The organism is Virgisporangium aliadipatigenens (assembly GCF_016863615.1).
Classification (GTDB): Bacteria; Actinomycetota; Actinomycetes; order Mycobacteriales; family Micromonosporaceae; genus Virgisporangium; species Virgisporangium aliadipatigenens.
In genome coordinates, this window is sequence record NZ_BOPF01000045.1 from 1 (window position 1) to 17,425 (window position 17,425).

The window sequence follows — 17,425 nt, forward strand, 5'->3', positions numbered from 1 at the left end:
GGCGAACATGTGGTGCGCCCACACGGTCAGCGAGAGCGCCGCGATGGCGATCGTCGCGCCGACCAGCCCCTTGTAGCCGAACAGCGGCTTGCGGCTGAACACCGGGATGACCTCGGTGATGATGCCGAAGAACGGCAGCGCGATGATGTACACCTCGGGGTGGCCGAAGAACCAGAAGAGGTGCTGCCAGAGCATCGGCCCACCGGTGGAGACGTCGAACACGTGCGCCCCGAGCCTGCGGTCGGCCTCCAGGGCGAAGAGCGCGGCGGCCAGCAGCGGGAAGACCATCAGCACCAGCACGCTGGTGATCAGGATGTTCCACGTGAACATCGGCATCCGGAAGAACGTCATGCCCGGTGCGCGCAGCGTCAGGATCGTGGTGATCATGTTGACGCCGCCGAGGATGGTGCCGAGGCCGGACAGCGCCAGGCCCAGGATCCACATGTCGGCGCCGACACCCGGCGAGTGCGTCGCGTCGGACAGCGGCGTGTAGGCGGTCCACCCGAAGTCGGCGGCGCCGCCCGGCGTCACGAAGCCGAGCACCGCGAGCGTGCTCCCGAACGCGTACAGCCAGTACGCGAAGGAGTTCAGCCGCGGGAACGACACGTCCGGCGCACCGATCTGCAGCGGCGTGATGAAGTTCGCGAACGCGAACACGATGGGCGTCGCGAAGAACAGCAGCATGATCGTGCCGTGCATCGTGAACAGCTGGTTGAACTGGTCCGTCGACAGGAACTGCAGCTCCGGCCGGGCCAACTCGGCGCGCATGAGCAGCGCCAGGAACCCGCCGATGAAGAACCAGACGAACGAGGTGACCAGGTACATCAGCCCGATCGTCTTCGCGTCGGTGGTGCGCAGCAACCGGCCGATCGCCGAACCCCTGGTCGGCCGCCGGACCGGCCAGGGCCGGGTCACGATCGGCTTCGGTGCGACGGTCGTCACGAGCCCCTCCTGAGCGGCTATTTCCAAGTGGGCCGTCCTGTCAAGGTCGACCCGTGCCTCGACCGCAGGATAGTCCTCGCGACGGCACAAGCCGGGCGCGGGGGCCGATCTCGGTGCCGGGACCTGCCGGATCACGATTAGGTATCGGCTGCATCCGTACGGGTGACCCCCGGGTCAACCTCACTGAACCCGGGACCCGACAGCGAGGATGAGGACTGAATGCTCCGGCTCGCGCCGTGGCGCCGTGCGCCGTTCCTGCTCGCCCGTCGGCCCGCCGTGGCCCTGGCGCTCGCCGCCGCCGCGTTCGTGGCCGTGCTGCCGGCCGCCGCCGCGCCGCTGTTCCTCTCCTCGGCACGCAACGCCACCCTGCACCACCAGATCGACGCGGCCTGCCCGTGGATCGTCGGCACGCAGGCGTTCGGGCCGCTGGGTGTGCGCGGCGACCTGCCGCCGGGTGTGCCGAGAACCCTGCCGGGCGTGGTGGAGTACCGCGAGGCGACCGCCGCCCGACTGGCACCGCCGCAGCTGCGCGACCCGATGAGCACGCTGTGGTGGAGCGGCGGCGCGCAGGCCCGCCCGGGCGGTGAGGCCGTCGCCGCCAACTTCATGACCCGCCCGGACTTCGCCGCACACGTGAAGGTCGTCGCCGGCGGTCCCGGGCCGGGCGTGTGGCTGCCGGACCGCTTCGCCGAGCAGAACGGCCTGCGCGTCGGCGACACCGTCACGCTGCCGGCCCGCACGATCCGACCGGCCGGGCAGGACATCCCGATCCCGGCCGTCGCGCTGCCGGTCACGGCCGTCTACACCGACCTGCGCAACACGCCGTTCGACGAGTACTGGTGCACGGTGCGCACGCAGTACGAGGGCGAGCCGGGGCAGGAGTTCGGCAACACGCCCATCCCGGCGCTGCTGCTGATGGACCAGAAGACGTGGGTCGACGCGGCGAGCGTCAACAGCACGAACATCACGCACCGCATCGACTACGCCGTGCGCGACGAGGCCCTGCCGTACGAGCGGGCGCGCGACACCGCCGCCGCGATCGAGACCCTGCGTAATAAGTTCAACGCCGACCCGGCGCTGTCGCTGTTGCAGGTCACCGCCCGCCTGCCGGGCTACCTCGACCGCGCGGACCTGGTCCGGCGGGGCCTGCTGCCGCCCGTTCTGCCGATCACGGGGGCGGGCGTGGTGGTCGGGCTGCTGGTCGTGGCGGCCGCCGGGCTGTTCTGGGTGCAGCGGCGGCGCCGGGAGCTGACCGTGCTGGCCGCGCACGGGGTGGGACCCGCCGCGCTGGGCGTGAAGGCGCTGGCCGAGGCGGCGCCCGCGCTGCTGGCCGGGGCGGCCGCCGGTTGGGGGGTGGCGCTGGCGCTGGTGCGGTGGCTCGGCCCCGGGCCGGTGATCTCCGCCGAGGCGGTTCCGCGGTCGCTCGCCGCGGCCGGTGCGACGTTCGTCGTGGCGGCACTGCTCGTCGGCTGCGCCGCCGCCGTCAGGTGCCGGTCGCTCACCGACGTCGTCCGCGCGCACGGCCGTTTCCGCCTCGCCGCCCTTCCGTGGGAACTCCTTGTCGTGGCCGCCGGCGTCGCGCTGTGGTTCACCCTCGACGACTCGCGGGAACTGAGCTCCGACGGCTCCGGTGCGGTCGCCCGGGTGCCGGGCCGGCTGCTCGTGGTGCCGATCCTCGTGATCGTGGGGCTCTCGGCGTTCCTCAGCAGGAGCGGAACGCGGTGGCTGCGCGGCCGTTCGGGACGCCCGCCCGGCCGGTCGCCGGCGCTCTTCCTCGCGGCGCGCCGGCTCGCCCGGGAGGCTCCCGTGGCGGCCCTGCTGGCCGCGGCGACGGCGGTGCCGATCGCGTTCGCGGCGTACGGGGCCACGGTCACCGGCTCGGTGCGCGCCACGCTCGCCGCCGAGGCGCGCATGGTCGTCGGCGCCGACGTGGTGCTCAGCCTCTCCAAGCCGGCGCCGATCCCGCCGCGGTTCGCCGGCCGGGCCGCCGCCGTCCAGCGGGTCAACGCGATCCTGGTCGGCAAGATCCAGGCCGACATCGTGGCGGTCGACGTCGACACGTTCGCCGACGGGGCGTTCTGGGACGACCGGCCGGCCGGCCTGGATCTCGAGGCGGCCGTGGCCACCCTGCGCGACGGCGGCGCGCTCGCCGGCGCACCGGTGCGTTCCGGCAGCCAGGGGATGCTCCTCGGCGGCGAGGAGGTGGCCCGGGTCGAGGTGACGCAGGTGCCGGCGCTGCCGGCCGCCCAGGGCGGCTACCCGACCGTGCTCACCACGCCGGACCGGCTGGGCGGGCTGGCCAGGCGCGCCGTGCACCAGCTGTGGGTGCGCGGCGACCCGGCGGAGATCCGGCGCACGGCGGTCGCGGCCGGCCTGCCGCTCACCCGCTTCCAGGCCGCCGACGCGCTGTACGCGAACACGCTGTTCGAGCCGTTGACGTACACGTTCGACTATCTGGCGGCGCTGTCGCTGCTGACCGGCCTGATCACCACGGTCGGCCTGCTGCTGTACCTGGAGAGCCGGGCGCCGGTCCATCGGCGGGGGTACGCGCTGCTGCGCCGGATGCGGCTGCGGCCGCGCGGCCACCTGCTCGCGGTGGCCGTGGAGCTGTCCACCCCGCTGGTCGCCGGCCTGGTCGGCGGGATGGCCCTGGCGGCGGGGCTGGTGGCCGCGCTCGCCGACGAGTTCGAGATCAACCGCCGGTTGGAGCCGGGGACCGTCGTCACGCTCCCGGGGGCCGCGCTCGTCGGGACGGCCGCCGCGGTGGCCGTGATCGCGTTCCTGGCCGTCGGCTACGCCCAGCGCCGGGTCGGCCGGGCCACACCCGCGGAGGTGCTGCGTGACGTCGGCTGAACCTGCTGTCACGTGCCGGGACGTCGTCCGTTCCTACCATCTGGAGGGGCGGGACGTGCCGGCGCTGCGCGGCGTGGACCTCGACCTGCCCCGCGGGTCGTTCACCGCCCTGATGGGGCCCTCCGGATCGGGCAAGTCGACGCTGCTGCGCCTGCTCGCGTGCGTGGACCGGGCCGACACCGGTTCGGTGACCGTGGACGGGACCGACGTGACGCCGCTGTCCCGGCGGGCCCGGGTGCGGCTGCGCCGGGAGCGGATCGGCTTCCTCTTCCAGTCCCCGGCGGACAACCTGCTGGAGTACCTGACCGTGCGCCAGCACCTCGAACTGGGCGCGCGGCTGCGTGGACGCCCGGCCGGGGACCCGCAGATCGAGGAGATGCTGGACCGGCTGGGCATGGCCGACCGCGCGGGACACCTACCCAAGCAGCTCAGCGGCGGCGAGCAGCAGCGCACCGCGATCGGGTTCGCCGCGCTGGGGCCGCCGGCGGTGCTGGTCGCCGACGAGCCCACCGGCCAGCTCGACCACGGGACGGTTGACTCGGTGCTGGCGGCGTTCGCGGCGCTGACGGAGACCGGGGTGGCGATCGTGGCGGCCACGCACGACCCGGCGGTGGCCCGCCGCGCCGACCGCGTGATCAGGATGCGCGACGGCCGCGTAGTGAACGGGGTTAGTTAAATGATCGAGGTCGAGCACCTCACGCGCAGGTTCCGGCGCGGGGCGGAGACGGTGACCGCGCTGGACGACGTCTCGCTCACGCTCGGCCCCGGCGAACTGACCGTCGCGGCGGGGCCCTCCGGCTCGGGCAAGACGACGCTGCTGTCGATCATCGCCGGCTTCGAACGCGCCGACGCCGGCCGGGTCCGGTTCGCCGAACCGCTGCCTCCCGACGCACCGCCGGAGTCACTGACCTGGCGGCACCTGGCGTTCGTTCCACAAGGATTAGCTCTTTTGGATGAACTCACGGTGGCCGAGAACGTCGAACTGCCCGCGCTCCTGGACCCCGACGCGGGTCCGGGACGCCGCACCGCGGAGCTGCTCGACGGCCTGGAGATCGGCCACCTGGCCGACCGGTACCCGTCGTTGACCTCCGGCGGCGAGCAGCAGCGCACCGCCATCGCCCGCGCGCTGCGCCTGCTCCCACCCGTGCTGCTCGGCGACGAACCCACCGGCCACCAGGACCGGGACCGAATTTTGCTGGTCGTGGCGCTGCTTCGGGCGCACGCCTACGCCGGCAACGTCGTGCTCATCTCCAGCCACGACGAGGCCGTGATCGACCTGGCCGACCGGGTGATCACTCTGGCGGACGGACGGGTGGTCTCGGACGACCGCCCGGGTGCCCGTCCGGCGGCGTCCGCCCGCTGACCGTCCACGGTCCACGCATCGGGTTCACTCAGGTGACACCCGGTGGTTACAGTTGCCGGTGATACGCACGCTCCGCACGTTTCTGATCAGCTGAGCGTCAGTCACGGGAGACACGGTTCTAAGGACGCAGATGGACGCTGGCGTGGGATCCGACACGATCGTGAGCCGGCTCGCCGCCGGGCTGGTCCGGGTCGCCGTGACCACCCAGCACGACACCGTGCCCGAGGGCGCGGCGCCGACGGTCGAGCGGACCATGGCGCAGCAGCAGCTCCTGCTCGTACTCGCGCGGCGTTCGCGCACGTACCGGGTGACGGAGCTGGCGCACGAGCTGGCCATGACGCTGCAGGCGGTCGTCGCCACCAGCGGCGCGCTGGCCCGCGAGGGACTGGTGCAGATGCGGCCCTCCCCCTCGTACGCGCCGGACGAGGTGCGGGTCAGCCTGACCGGGCGGGGCGAGGCGGCCGTTCCGGACCTGGCCAACTGGGCCGACGACCTGCTGGCCGAGGTCGACGAGCTGGACGAGGTGGAGCAGCAACAGGTGCTCGACCTCGTCACGAAGCAGATCGCCACGCTGCAGCGGGAGGGGCGCATCCCGGTCACCCGGATCTGCCTCACCTGCCGGTTCTTCGACGGGTACGCGCATCCGGGGTCGGAGACGCCGCACCACTGCTGGTACGTGGACGCGCCGTTCGGTTTCCGCGAGTTGCGGTTGCGTTGCCCCGAACAGTCCACGGACGAGCCGCAGAACTGATTAGCTGAAGTTTCCGCTCGGTTCCTGCGCGGTATCGCTCAGGTGCAGCCGGGGTGCGCCGACGTGCATGTCGGCAGAGAAACACCACGCTGACATCGGGGGACGACAGCGATGATCACCACCGCTCTTCGCACGGCTCTGGTCCTTGGCTCCGGCATCGCCGCGCTCGCGCTGACCGGCACCGCCGCCCAGGCAGCCGCCGCCCCGACCCTCGATCGCGACGTGGCCTACGCCCGCGACGGCGCGATCTACGTGACGCGCGGCGCCGGCGAGACCCGCCTCACCGAGGCCGACGGCAACTCGCGGCCCCGCTGGTCGACCGACGGCGCCCGGATCGCCTACCTGCACGGCGGCGAGCTGTGGCAGATGAACGCCGACGGCGCCGACAAGCACCGCGTCACCGAGGGCGCCGCCGCCGGTGCCGCCTACTCCCCCGACGGGCAGTGGATCGCCTACTCCGCGCCGGCCTGCCTGGGCGGCCCGGGCGTGTACCGGGTCCGCGCCGCCGCCCCGCACGGCGCACCGGAGGTGCTCTTCCCGGCGGCCTGCAAGGACCAGGCCGCTCCCGCGCCGACCGCCCCTAACGGCCCCGCCACCGGCGACCTCGCCACCCGGCTGAGCAAGGACGACGCGGTCGCCTGGTCGCCCGACGGCACGAAGATCGCGTTCCGCGGCGGGGACTGCGAGAGCGTCTTCGACAACTGCCTCTCCATCGGCAACCTGACCACCGGCATGGAACGCACCCTCGCCGGCTTCGGCGGCGGCGGCAGCGCGGACGGCTTCGCCACGGTGCCGGCGTTCAACGCCGACGGCTCGAAGGTCTCCTGGACCACCGCCGCCGAGGGCGAGCAGGTGCACGTCACCGAGGCCAACGCCGACGGCACCGCGCACCGGCAGGTCGGTTCCGCGCAGGACCGCGAACTGGCGTACGTCGGCGCGACCGGCAAGGCCCTGGTGGCCGGCAGGCACGACGGGCGTTCCTGGCTGGTGCTGGTGGACCTCGCGAGCGGCGCCCGCACGCCGTTCCGCCAGGGCTCGCAGCCCTCGGTCCGGGCCTGACGATCAAGCAAACGAGGGGCCGGCGCAGGAGCCGGCCCTTCGTCGCGTCTCACGCCGGTAGGCACACCGTGAAGGTCGAGCCCTCGCCGGGTGACGACTGGACCTCGATCCGTCCGCCGTGTTCCTCGACGATGCGGCGGGCGATCGTCAGCCCGAGGCCGGCGCCCTGCACCGCCTCGGCGTTGGCGTGCCGCGCCCGGTAGAAGTGCTCGAAGAGCTGCGGCACCTCGTCGGCCGGGATGCCGACCCCGCGGTCGGTGACGGCCAGTTCGACGGAACCGTCCAACCGCCGCCCGCGCACCGTCACCACGGCGCCCTCCGGACTGAACTTGATCGCGTTGCTGAACAGGGCCCGCAGCGCGCGTTCCAGGTGCGCCGGGTCGGCGCGGACGGGTTCGAGCGTCGGGTCGAGGTCGACGTCGAAGCGCTGGTCGTGGGCGTTCGCCTGGCCGGTCACCGAACGGAGGGCCCGCGTCACCACGCCCGGGATGCTGGTCGGCTCCTTCTCCAGGTTGAGCGTGCCGGCCCGCATCTGGTTGATCAGCAGCAGGTCCTCGATGAGCGCGCGCAGCCGGGTCGCGTTGCGCGCCATCGTCGTCAGCATCCGCTGCTGGTGGCGGGGCACCTCGCCGGCGTCGCCGTCGAGCAGGAGTTCGAGATAGCCGCTGATGCTGGTCAACGGCGTGCGCAGCTCGTGGGAGACGGTCGCCACGAACTCGTCCTTCGCCTCGTCGAGCGCGCGCAGCCGGGCGGCGGTCGCGCGTTCCGTCTCGTAGGCCTCGCGGAGGCGTTCCTCGGCGCGCCGCCGGTCCCGCACGTCGTGCAGGAACGCGTTGAACGACCAGCGCCCGCCCTCGTGCAGCGCCCAGATCGCCAGTTCGACGGGGAACTCGCCGTCGGCCCGCCACGCGGTGATCTCGATGCGCTTGCCGATGACGCGCTTCTCCCCGGTGGCGAGGAACCGGGCCAGCCCCTCGTGATGCGCCGCGCGCAGCCCCGGCGGGATGATCGTCTCGGCCAGCGGCTGCCCGAGCACCAGATCGCGGGGCAGCCCGAACATGTTCTCCGCGGCCGCGTTCCACCCGGTGATGCGGCTCTCCTCGTCGATCGAGACGAACGCCTCCGCCGAGGTCTCGATGATCTGTTCCAGCCTGCGGGCGCCGGCCTCCAGTTCGCGGCGGGCCTGCATCCGGTCGGCGACGCGGCCGAGCTGCACGCCGACGGTGCCCATCACGCGCAGCAGTTCCGCGTCGACGGCCAGCTGCCGGCGGCTGAAGAACTCCAGCACGGCCGCCACCCCGTCGCGCCCCCACACCGGGAACGCGAACGCCGACGCGACGCCGAGGTCGACATCCTGCTGGGCGCGCACGAAGTTCGGATCGTTCGGCACGTCCTGGGACCAGGTCGGCTCGCCGGTCGCCGCGACGGTGCCGATGATGCCGACGCCCGGCGGGAAGCGCATCGTCTCGGTGATCGAACGCAGCACGCCGAAGTCGTCGCCGGCCGGCAGCACCCACACCCCGCTGGAGACGAACGTCGTCGGTTCCTCCGCCGACGGCAGGGCCATGTGGCCGACCGGCCAGCCGGTGGTGCGGCACACCGCGTCGAGCGTCTGGCGCCCGGCGTCGTCCAGGGACTCGGCCTCGTTGGCCGAGCGCGCGACGGTTTCCAGGAGGGACAGCATCGCCGCGTCGGTCCGGTCGGCCCGACGCTCGCCCTGCTGCGGTTCGGTCATTGCTTACAGCGTCGTATATCCGCTACCCGACCGGACTGAGTATTCATACCCATGCCTGTCCACCGCGGTGGTGGCAGGCTGCCGGGATGGAACTGCGCATCGCCACGGACGGCGACCTCCTCGAGATCCGCCGGATCCGGCACGACGTCTACGCCGCCGAGCTGGGCCAGCACCCCCGCAACGACGACGGTGCGCTCACCGACGACCTCGACGGCGAGAACGTCTTCATCGTCGCGGCCACGAAGGGCCGGGGGCCCACCGGCAGCGGGGACGAGATCGTCGGGTTCGTCAGCGTCACGCCGCCGTGGCTCGGCCGGTACTCGATCGACAAGTACCTGCGGCGCGCCGACTGGCCGCCGCTGCGCGACGCCTCGGGGCTGTTCGAGGTGCGGCTGCTCACGGTGCCGCGGGGGCATCGGTCGAGCGCGGCGGCGGGGCTGCTGATGTACGCGGCGCTGCGGTGGGTGCAGGCGCACGGGGGCCGTCGCGTGGTGGCCATCGGGCGGGCCGAGGTGCTGAGCCTCTACACCCGTGCGGGGCTGCGGCCGGTGGGGCACCGGTTCCGCAGCGGGGAGGTGACGTTCGAGCTGCTGGAGGCCGAGGTCGCCGGGCTGGCCGAACGCGCCGCCGGGAAGCGCCGTGCGCTGGAGCGGGCGCTGACGCGGTGGGACCTGCCGATGCCGTGGCAACCGTCCGGCGCGGCCGGAGCGTTTCACGGCGGGGCGTCGTTCGCCGCGATCGGCAGCGGCTTCGACACCCTGGAACGGCGCGAGCGGATCATCCCGGCCGACGTGCTCGACGCGTGGTTCCCACCGGCACCGGGGGCGGTGGAGGCCCTGCGCGGGCACGCCGGCTGGATCACCCGTTCGTCGCCGCCGACCCATGCCGACGGGCTCGTGGCGGCGATCAGCGCGGCGCGGGGTGTGCCGCCGGAGGCGATCGCCGTCGGGGCCGGCTCGTCGGATCTGGTGTTCCGGGCGTTCGGCCGGTGGCTGTCGCCGGCCAGCCGGGTGCTGCTGCCGGAGCCGACCTACGGCGAGTACGCGCACGTCCTGGAGAACGTCGTGGGCGCGCGGGTGGACCGGCTGCCGCTGCACCCCGACGAGGACTGGCGGCTCGACAACCGGCGGCTCGGCGACGCGCTCGGGAGCGGGCGCTACGACCTGGTCGTGCTGGTCAACCCGAACAATCCGACCGGCCGCTACGAGCCGGACCTGGCCGCCGCCCTCGCGCAGGCGCCCCCGCGCACGCGGGTCTGGGTCGACGAGGCCTATCTGGAGTACACCGGCGGCGGGTCGCTGGAGGGCCTCGCCGCCGGGAGCCCGAACGTCGTCGTCTGCAAGTCGATGTCGAAGGTGTACGCGCTGTCCGGCGTGCGGGTGGCGTACCTGGTGACCGACCCGGCCGCCGCGGCGGAACTGCGCCGGTGGACGCCGCCGTGGCAGGTCGGCCTGCCGGGCCAGATCGCCGCCGTGCGCGCACTCGCCGACCCGGCCTGGTACGCCGCGCGCTGGGCGGAGACGGCCGAACTGCGCCGGAAACTGGCGGGTGCGCTCCGCGAGCGCGGTGCCACCGTGGACGACGACGTCGCCGGGAACTTCGTGCTGGTCGACGTTCCCTCGGCGGGAGAATGCGTGGCGCGGGCCCGGCGGGACGGGGTCTACCTGCGGGACCTGTCGGACCTGTCGGCTCTTTACCGGGGACGGGCCGTTCGCGTCTCGGTCCGTCCGGAGCGGGAACACGCGCGGATCATCGACGCGGTACTGTCTGCGCGCGATGGGGTCGTAGCGCAGAGGTAGTCGCGCCCGCACTCAAGCTGGAGGACGCCGGTTCGAATCCGGCCGGCCCCATCGCCCGCGATCATCGCCGGTCGACCACCGAGGGGAGCCGCCGTGATTCCTCCGGGAGAAGCCGCCGGATGGCTGGCCGCACGCCGGTACGGGCTGCCCGCCGCCGTCGTCGAACGCGCCACCGCACTGCGCCTCGCCGGCGACTGGCGCGGGGCCTGCGCGGCCGCCGGCGTCGACGTCGACATCGATCTCGCGACGGCCCCTGCCGGCGTCGCGGAGGATCTCCGGCACCTCGTGCCCGACCTGCTGCGCTGGCACTTCCCCCGCGAGGCCGCCGGCGGCGCGGGGCTGCTGCGCCCGGCGACGCCGGTCCGGCTGGCCACCTACGAGCGGCGGTGGTGCCTCCAGGTGATCCCGCCCGACTGCCACGAACGCCCGCAGCGCCTCACCCTGCGCGTCCTCCCCTGGGATCCGGCGGCGGTGGAGAACTGGCGGCGGGCGCCGCTCGTCGAGTCCTGGGAGCAGGCCCGGCACCTGTGGGACGCGCGGCACACGGACGCGCTGCGGGAGCGGCTCGGCGGCGCCGAGCGCACGCCGTTCTTCGAGCGCGACGCCTCTTCGCGCGGGGCGGCCGACGCCCACGGCCTTCTTCCGCGCGTCCCTGACCCGCCGGGCCGGCCCTCCGCCGCGGACCGGGCGGCCAGGACCGAGTACCTCACCCTGCTGGCCGAGGCCGCCGAAGCCCGGGCCGCCGAAGCCCGGGCCGCCGAAGCCCGCGTCGGCGACGACGCCGCCCGGCGCGGCACGAGCGCCGAGGACGACGCGCTGGCCCGCGTCTGGCGCGCGGCCGGCATCCGGCTCGACCTGACCGAGCCCGAGCAGGGCGTCTACCGCTACTACGGCCACGGCGGCCCGGAGCTCCTGCACCTGATGCGGATCTCGCACGCCACGCTCGTCGACGACGCCCGCCGGGCGGTCGGCGACCGCGGCATCGTGGCCATGCGACCGCCGGTCCGGGCGCGGGTCCACCCGATCCTGGACCTCACGTCCGACGGGCCGGTCCTGCGACTGTCCACTGTGGAGCACGCGCGGACGCTGCCGGCCCTGCCGTCCGTCCTCTGGAGCCGTTCGCCGGACCTCGCCCTGCTGCGCGCCGGCCGGATCACCCCGGAGGCCTTGCACCCGCTGGTCGCCGCGGCCCTCTTCCCGGACCGTCCGGCCACCGCCTACCGACCACCGGCGCCCGACCTCCCCGCGTTCCCGTCGACCGTCCGGGTCCGCTGCGGTACCGGTTGGCATTCGGTCGAACTGGGACACGGCCCCGTACGCCACCCCGACCACACCGCCGAGGAGATCACGCGGGAACGCGTCCTCGGCTCCCTGGGCGGGCCGGTCATCGGCTGCGTCGCCGCCACCCGCGCGTGGGAACGCCCCGGGCGGGTGCCGCGGGTCGTTCGGCAGCTGCGCCACCAGGCGATCCTCGCCGCCCGGCACGGCGACACCGACGCCCTCGTGCGGCTGCTCGACGCCGGGCTCGACCCGCGGATCGTCATCACCCGGCAGCAACGCACGCTGCTGCACCTGCTCGCCTGCCTCGACCGGGAACGGGCACCCGCGCTGGTGCGCCGCCTCGTCGACGCCGGCCTCGACGTCGACGCCACCGACAGCCACGAACGCACCCCGCTGCACGCGGTGCTCCTCGACGGCGGTTCGGCGGCCCTGGTCGACGCGCTCCTCGACGCCGGGGCCGACCCGCGGGCCACCGACATGTACGAGTCGCACGCCCTGCACCTGCTGCACGGCCCGGACGCCGTGCGGGTGCTGCCCCGGCTGCTCGCGGCCGGCGCGCCGCTGGACGCGGAGGACACGTTCGCCCGCACGCCGCTGCACGCCGCGATCTCGCTCAGCCCGCCGGCCGCGCTCGTGCGGGGGCTGCTCGACGCCGGCGCCCGACCGGTCCGGGACGGGTGGGGACCGACCACCGTGGCCGTGGCCGAACAGGTGGGCCGACCCGACCTCGTGGCGCTGCTGGACGAGGGTTGACGGCGAGGCCGGGGCCGGCCCGCGTTCATGGGTGAACCTGGAATTATGAGTAGATCGATGTGATCGGGACGTTGACCGGCCGGCGGTACGGGCTCCCCGGGTGGATGCTCGCCCGCGCGACCGAGCTGCGGCTCGCGGGCGACTGGCGGGGTGCCTGCGCGACGGCCGGCGTCGACGTCGAGCCCGCGGCCGCGGCCGCCGCCGCAGCGGACCTCCCGCACCTGGTACCCGACCTGCTGCGCTGGCACTTCCCCCGGGAGCCCGGCGACGGCCTGTTCCGGATCGGTGTCGTCGCCCGGCTCACCGACGACGGCCTCACGGTGCACTCCCCGGAACGCCGCGATCATCCGCAGCGCCTGGTGCTTCGGCCGGCGGCCGATCGGGAGCCGTCGTTCGGCCGCCGGCCCCGCGCCCGCGCCGTCCAGGACTGGCGGCACCTGCGGCACCTGTGGGACGCCCGGCACGCCGACGAACTGCGGCACCGCGTCGGCGGCGGCGACCGCACGCCGTTCTTCGAGCCCGACGGCACCCCGGCCGAACTCCCGAAGCAGCGGCCGTCCGGCGACGACCCCGCCGCGCTGACGGAGTGGACCACGCTGCGGCACGAGGCCGGCGAGTTCGTGCGGGCGTGGGAGGAGGCCGGCTTCGCCGTCGCGCGCGCCGTCGACGCGGAGGCGTGGTTCGAGGCGCTCGGTGATCCGCGCGTGGCGTTCACGACGCTGCTGGCCGACGCGCGGCGGTTCGGCGCGGACGTGGTCGCCCTCGCGCCGCCCGACCCGCACCGCCACGTGGCGCTCGCCGTCGACCTCAGCGCGGCCCAGCCGGTGGTCCGGCTCGTGGGCGCGCCGCACGACCTGCCGCTCCTTCCGCAGCTCTCGTGGGAACGTCCGGCCGACCTCGACCTGCTCCGCGCCGGCCTGCTCCGCCCGGATCACCTGCACCCCCTGGTCCGCACGGCGCTCTTCCCCGCCCTCGCCCCCACGGAAGGCCCCGCCGCACACGGCCCGACCGCCGCGCCGCAGCCCGCCGGCCGCGACCGCGCGGAGGCCGACCGCGTCGCCGGGAGTCGTGGCGGTCGCGCCCCGGCAGGCGGTGTGGCGGGCTACGTGCCGCCGCCGACGGAGATCCCGCCGCTCCCGCTGACCGTGCGCGTCGCGTGCGGCGGTGACTGGCACCCGGCCACCGTCGCCGACAACACCCTGCACCTCCCGGCCCACTCCCCGGCCGAACTGGCCCGCGAACGCGCCGTCGCCGCCCTCGGCGGCACCCCGATCGGCTGCGCCACCGTCCGGGAGCGCTGGCGCGCCCATCCGCCCCGGCCGGTGCGGATCCTGCGCCGGCACGCGATCCTCGCCGCCAGCCACGGCGACGGCCCCGAACTCCTGCGCCTGCTCGACGCCGGCCTCGACCCGACGCTGATGCGCACCCGCGACGGCCACACGCTCGCGCACCTGCTCGCGGGCATCGCCCCCGAACACGCACCGGCCGTCGTGCGGCGGCTGATCGCGGCCGGCGAGGACCCGAACGCCGCCGACCGCACGGGCACGACACCGCTGCTGTTCGGGGTGCGCGGCGGCGCACCGGCGGCCACCGTGCGGGCGCTGCTGGACGCCGGCGCCGACCCGTCGGCCACGCTCGGCGCCGCCCGCCGCACGGCGTTGCACCTGGTGCGGGGGGCGGACGCGGAGGAAACGGTGCGGCTGCTCGTGGACGCGGGCGTGCCGGTCGGGGCGCGGGACCGCTTCGGGGAGACTCCGCTGGTGCGGGCCGTCGACACCGGTTCGGTGCCGGCGGTGCGGGCGCTGCTGCGGGCCGGTGCCGACCGCACGGTCACGGACCGGTTCGGGCGCCCCCTGGTGATCATCGCCGAGGAACGCGGCGACGACGCGACGGCGGCGCTGCTGGACGAGGAGGAGCGTCCGTGAAGACCTGGCTGACCGGCAAGCGGTACCGGCTGCCCGCACGCATGCTGGCCGAGGCGACCGAACGCCGTGCGGCCGGCCACCGGCGCGGCGCCTGCGAGAGCGCCGGCGTGGACGTCGACGTGCACCTGTCCGACCTCGCGCGCCACCACACCGCCCGCTTCGCCGCCCAGGTCGAGGAGGATCTGGCGCACCTCGTCCCGGACCTGCTGCGCTGGCACTTCCCCGGCCCGCCGCGGGAGCGGGACGGGCTGTTCGCCCGGTACGTCACGCTGGGTCTCGCGCTCTACCGGCACGCGCCGAGCGGGCTACGGCTCCTCGCCCACGCGACGGACTGGCCGCAGCGGTTGCGGGTGTTCGTCGCGGTGCCGTCGACCGGCACGGTGCCGTGGTACGACCGGCGGCACCTGTGGGACTCCCGGTACACGGCCGGGCTGCGGCAGTTCGTCGGCGGCGACCGGCGCGCCCCGTTCTTCCACCGCGACGGCACCCCGCTGACCCGCGCCGAACTGCCCACCGCGCCGCCGCCCGAGGAGGACCGCGCGGCGTGGACCGAGTGGCAGACGCTGCACCACGCCGGGACCCGGCCGTGGCTGGACCGGGGGCACCGGCACGAGCCGTCCGGGGATCCCGGGTGGCTGCCGGCGATCGACCCGTTCCTGCCGCGCCAGGGCCGGCTGCGTCCCGAGCACCTGCATCCCCTGGTGCAGGAGTCGCTCTTTCCCGACCTGGCCGCGCCGTACCGCTACGAGCCGCCGCGCCCGCGCCTGCCCGCGCTGCCGGTCGCGGTACGGGTCCCGTGCGGTGGCGGGTTCCACCGGCTGGTCCTGGGCGACGGCACCGTTCACGTGAAGGATCACCCGGCGGCGGAGGTGGCCCGCGAGGAGACGCTCGGCGCCCTCGGCGCGACCCGCATCGGCTGCGTGGCCGAACGCCACGAGTGGCGCACCACCTGGGGCGCCCGGCCCGACGCACCCCGCCGGCTCCGGGCCCTGTGCCGGCACGCGCTCACGGCGGCCCGGCACGGCGACGCCGACGAACTGCACCGACTGCTCGACGCCGGCCTCGACCCGGCGCTGGTGCGCACCTGGCGCCGGGGCAGCCTGCTGCACCTGCTCACCTGCTTCGACGCCCGGGTGGCTCCGGCGCTGGCGCGCCGGCTCGTGGCGGCCGGAATCCCCGTCGACGAGGCCGACCTGTGGGGCCACACTCCACTGTGGAGGGTCGGGCGGGGCGGTCGCGGCACGCCCGAGCTCTTCCGCACGCTGCTCGACCTCGGCGCCCGCCCGCCGGCCGGCGACGCGGGCGCGCGGATGGTCGAGGACCTGACGTTTCGCGCCCGGCGCGACCTGTTGGCGCTGCTGGAGGAGCGTGCGTGGAGCCCTGGCTGACGCCCCTGCCGTACCGCCTGCCCGCCGGCCGGCTCGCCGAGGCGACCGCGCTGCGCGAGTCCGGCGACCGGCGCGGCGCGTGCGACCGGGCCGGCGTGGTCGTCGACGTCGACCTGCGGGGCATCGGCCGGGAGCACGGGCCGGCCGTCGCCGGGGCGCTGGAGGAGGATCTGGCGCACCTCGTTCCGGACCTGCTGCGCTGGCACTTCCCCCGCGACCGGTACCGCAGGAGCGAGGGCAGCCTGCTGGAGACGGCGAGCACGCTGTGCCTGGCGGCCTACTCGCCCGGGGCGCGGCTGTTCGTGGAGGCGCTGGACTGGCCGCAGCGGCTGCGCCTGTACGTGTCGGCCCGCCCGCGCCGGTCGCCGGCCCGGGTCGAACGCTGGGAGGACCAGCGCCACCTGTGGGACGTTCGGCGCACGGCCGAGCTGCGGCAGCGCATCGGCGGCGGCGAGCGCGCGCCGTTCTTCCACCGCGACGGCACCCCGCTCACCCGCGCGGAGCTGCCCACCGTTGCCCCGCCGGAAGAAGACCGCCCGGCGTGGACCGAGTGGCTCACCCTCCTCCAGTTCCCCGACCCGAAGGACCCGGGCCCGCCGGCGCGCGCCCTGTCCGCGGCGGGGATCCGGTACGCGACCGGCGCCGCCGCCGACCCGCCACCCGCCGCGGCCACCTGGCGCTTCACCCACGGCCGGCACCTGCTGGCGCTGTCCACCCTCGCCGCGGAGGCGCTGCGCGCGAGCGCACCGCGCGGCGGCCACCCGCCCGAACACCGGGTGCGGGGGTGGGCGGCCGATCCCGTCCTGACCCTGGAGCCGGGCGGCGGTGCGACCCTGTGGGCGCGACACGGTCGCCATCCGGGCCCCGACGTCGTGCGCCTGCCGCGCGTCTCCTGGCAGGCCGCGCTCGGCCCGGAGCCGCCGCGTCCGGAGCACCTGCATCCCCTGGTGCAGGCGTCGCTCTTCCCTGACCTGCCCGGACCGCACCGCTACGCGCCGCCGCGACCCGATTTCCGGGAGCCGCCGCTGGTGGTGACGCAGTGGTGCGGCGGCGGCCCGCACCGGCTCGTCGTCACGGGCGGCACGGTGCACCTGACCGACCACACGGCCGCGCAGATCACCCGCGAACGGGTCCTCACCGCGCTCGGCGGCCGGCCGATCCGCTGCCTGGAACAGCTGACGCTCTGGCGGGGCGGCTTCGCCGAGCACCACATCGGGAACTGGCCGCGCCACCTGCGCAGGCTCCTCCTGCACACGATCAACTCGGTCCGCCACGGCGACGCCGGCGAGCTGCTGCGGCTGCTCGACGCGGGTCTCGACCCGACGCTGGTGCGCCCGCGACACGGCGGCGGCCTGCTGCACCTGCTCGCCTGCCTGCACGGCGCGGACGCGGTCGCACTGGTCGGCCGGCTCGTGGCGGCCGGTCTCGACCCGAACGAACCCGACGGGCACCACCGCCGCCAGCGGTACCGCACCGGCGGGCTCGGCGCGACGCCGCTGCACCGCGCGACCCGGGCCGGCGCCGCCCCGGAACTCCTCCGGGCGTTGCGCGACGCCGGCGCGGACCGGTAGCCCGT

At 75.1% G+C, this 17,425-nt stretch carries 12 protein-coding genes and 1 tRNA gene; 11 read left to right on the forward strand and 2 right to left on the reverse strand.

Annotated elements, in window-relative coordinates; translation table 11 throughout:
• Nucleotides 1-942: cbb3-type cytochrome c oxidase subunit I (locus Val02_RS40165; protein WP_203904587.1), on the reverse strand; the 942-nt coding region annotated here is incomplete at its 3' end.
• Nucleotides 943-1,161: 219 nt separating this feature from the next.
• Here Val02_RS40165 and Val02_RS40170 point away from each other — a divergent pair.
• The 5 genes from Val02_RS40170 (at nt 1,162) to Val02_RS40190 (ending at nt 6,968) form a co-directional block, all read left to right on the forward strand.
• On the forward strand, nt 1,162-3,795 hold the full coding sequence (locus Val02_RS40170; protein ID WP_203904588.1) for an FtsX-like permease family protein: 2,634 nt from the start codon (nt 1,162-1,164) through the stop codon (nt 3,793-3,795).
• Nucleotides 3,782-4,471 carry an ABC transporter ATP-binding protein gene (locus Val02_RS40175; RefSeq protein WP_203904589.1) on the forward strand — a complete coding sequence of 230 codons (690 nt, stop codon included), beginning with the start codon at nt 3,782-3,784 and terminating at the stop codon, nt 4,469-4,471. The genes Val02_RS40170 and Val02_RS40175 overlap by 14 nt, the downstream gene beginning before the upstream one ends.
• Complete coding sequence (locus tag Val02_RS40180; RefSeq protein ID WP_203904590.1) at nt 4,472-5,158, forward strand: ABC transporter ATP-binding protein; 687 nt, start codon at nt 4,472-4,474, stop codon at nt 5,156-5,158. It begins immediately after the preceding gene.
• Between the two features lie 142 nt (nt 5,159-5,300).
• The gene (locus Val02_RS40185; RefSeq protein WP_203904591.1) at nt 5,301-5,909 is read left to right on the forward strand and encodes a MarR family winged helix-turn-helix transcriptional regulator; all 609 of its coding nucleotides are present in this window, start codon (nt 5,301-5,303) and stop codon (nt 5,907-5,909) included.
• 111 nt (nt 5,910-6,020) lie between these two features.
• Nucleotides 6,021-6,968 carry a TolB family protein gene (locus Val02_RS40190; protein ID WP_203904592.1) on the forward strand — a complete coding sequence of 316 codons (948 nt, stop codon included), beginning with the start codon at nt 6,021-6,023 and terminating at the stop codon, nt 6,966-6,968.
• Nucleotides 6,969-7,017: 49 nt separating this feature from the next.
• On the opposite strand, the gene Val02_RS40195 is transcribed toward Val02_RS40190, so the two are convergent.
• The gene (locus Val02_RS40195) at nt 7,018-8,703 is read right to left on the reverse strand and encodes an ATP-binding protein (protein ID WP_203904593.1); all 1,686 of its coding nucleotides are present in this window, start codon (nt 8,701-8,703) and stop codon (nt 7,018-7,020) included.
• 86 nt (nt 8,704-8,789) lie between these two features.
• Here Val02_RS40195 and Val02_RS40200 point away from each other — a divergent pair, with 86 nt between their 5' ends.
• The 6 genes from Val02_RS40200 to Val02_RS40225 all read left to right on the forward strand — a co-directional run bounded on the left by Val02_RS40200 (nt 8,790) and on the right by Val02_RS40225 (nt 17,420).
• Nucleotides 8,790-10,502: a histidinol-phosphate aminotransferase family protein gene (locus Val02_RS40200; RefSeq protein ID WP_203904594.1), complete on the forward strand. Its 1,713-nt coding sequence runs from the start codon at nt 8,790-8,792 to the stop codon at nt 10,500-10,502.
• Nucleotides 10,482-10,553 (forward strand) — tRNA-Leu (locus Val02_RS40205). Before Val02_RS40200 ends, Val02_RS40205 begins: the two co-directional genes overlap by 21 nt.
• Before the next feature lie 42 nt (nt 10,554-10,595).
• Nucleotides 10,596-12,536, forward strand: coding sequence for an ankyrin repeat domain-containing protein (locus tag Val02_RS40210; protein WP_203904595.1), 1,941 nt, complete (start codon nt 10,596-10,598; stop codon nt 12,534-12,536).
• Between the two features lie 59 nt (nt 12,537-12,595).
• Nucleotides 12,596-14,461: an ankyrin repeat domain-containing protein gene (locus Val02_RS40215; protein ID WP_203904596.1), complete on the forward strand. Its 1,866-nt coding sequence runs from the start codon at nt 12,596-12,598 to the stop codon at nt 14,459-14,461.
• Complete coding sequence (locus tag Val02_RS40220) at nt 14,458-15,849, forward strand: ankyrin repeat domain-containing protein (RefSeq protein WP_203904597.1); 1,392 nt, start codon at nt 14,458-14,460, stop codon at nt 15,847-15,849. Before Val02_RS40215 ends, Val02_RS40220 begins: the two co-directional genes overlap by 4 nt.
• Nucleotides 15,834-17,420, forward strand: a complete 1,587-nt coding sequence (locus Val02_RS40225) for an ankyrin repeat domain-containing protein (protein ID WP_203904598.1) — start codon at nt 15,834-15,836, stop codon at nt 17,418-17,420. Before Val02_RS40220 ends, Val02_RS40225 begins: the two co-directional genes overlap by 16 nt.
• Nucleotides 17,421-17,425 lie beyond the last annotated feature (5 nt).

Excerpts from the sequence above, each read along its gene's own strand:
- Val02_RS40170 (WP_203904588.1), top strand. The coding sequence starts at position 1,162 with ATGCTCCGGCTCGCGCCGTGGCGCCGTGCGCCGTTCCTGCTCGCCCGT.
- Val02_RS40180 (WP_203904590.1), top strand. The coding sequence starts at position 4,472 with ATGATCGAGGTCGAGCACCTCACGCGCAGGTTCCGGCGCGGGGCGGAG.
- Val02_RS40190 (WP_203904592.1), top strand. The coding sequence starts at position 6,021 with ATGATCACCACCGCTCTTCGCACGGCTCTGGTCCTTGGCTCCGGCATC.
- Val02_RS40195 (WP_203904593.1), bottom strand. The coding sequence starts at position 8,703 with ATGACCGAACCGCAGCAGGGCGAGCGTCGGGCCGACCGGACCGACGCG.
- Val02_RS40200 (WP_203904594.1), top strand. The coding sequence starts at position 8,790 with ATGGAACTGCGCATCGCCACGGACGGCGACCTCCTCGAGATCCGCCGG.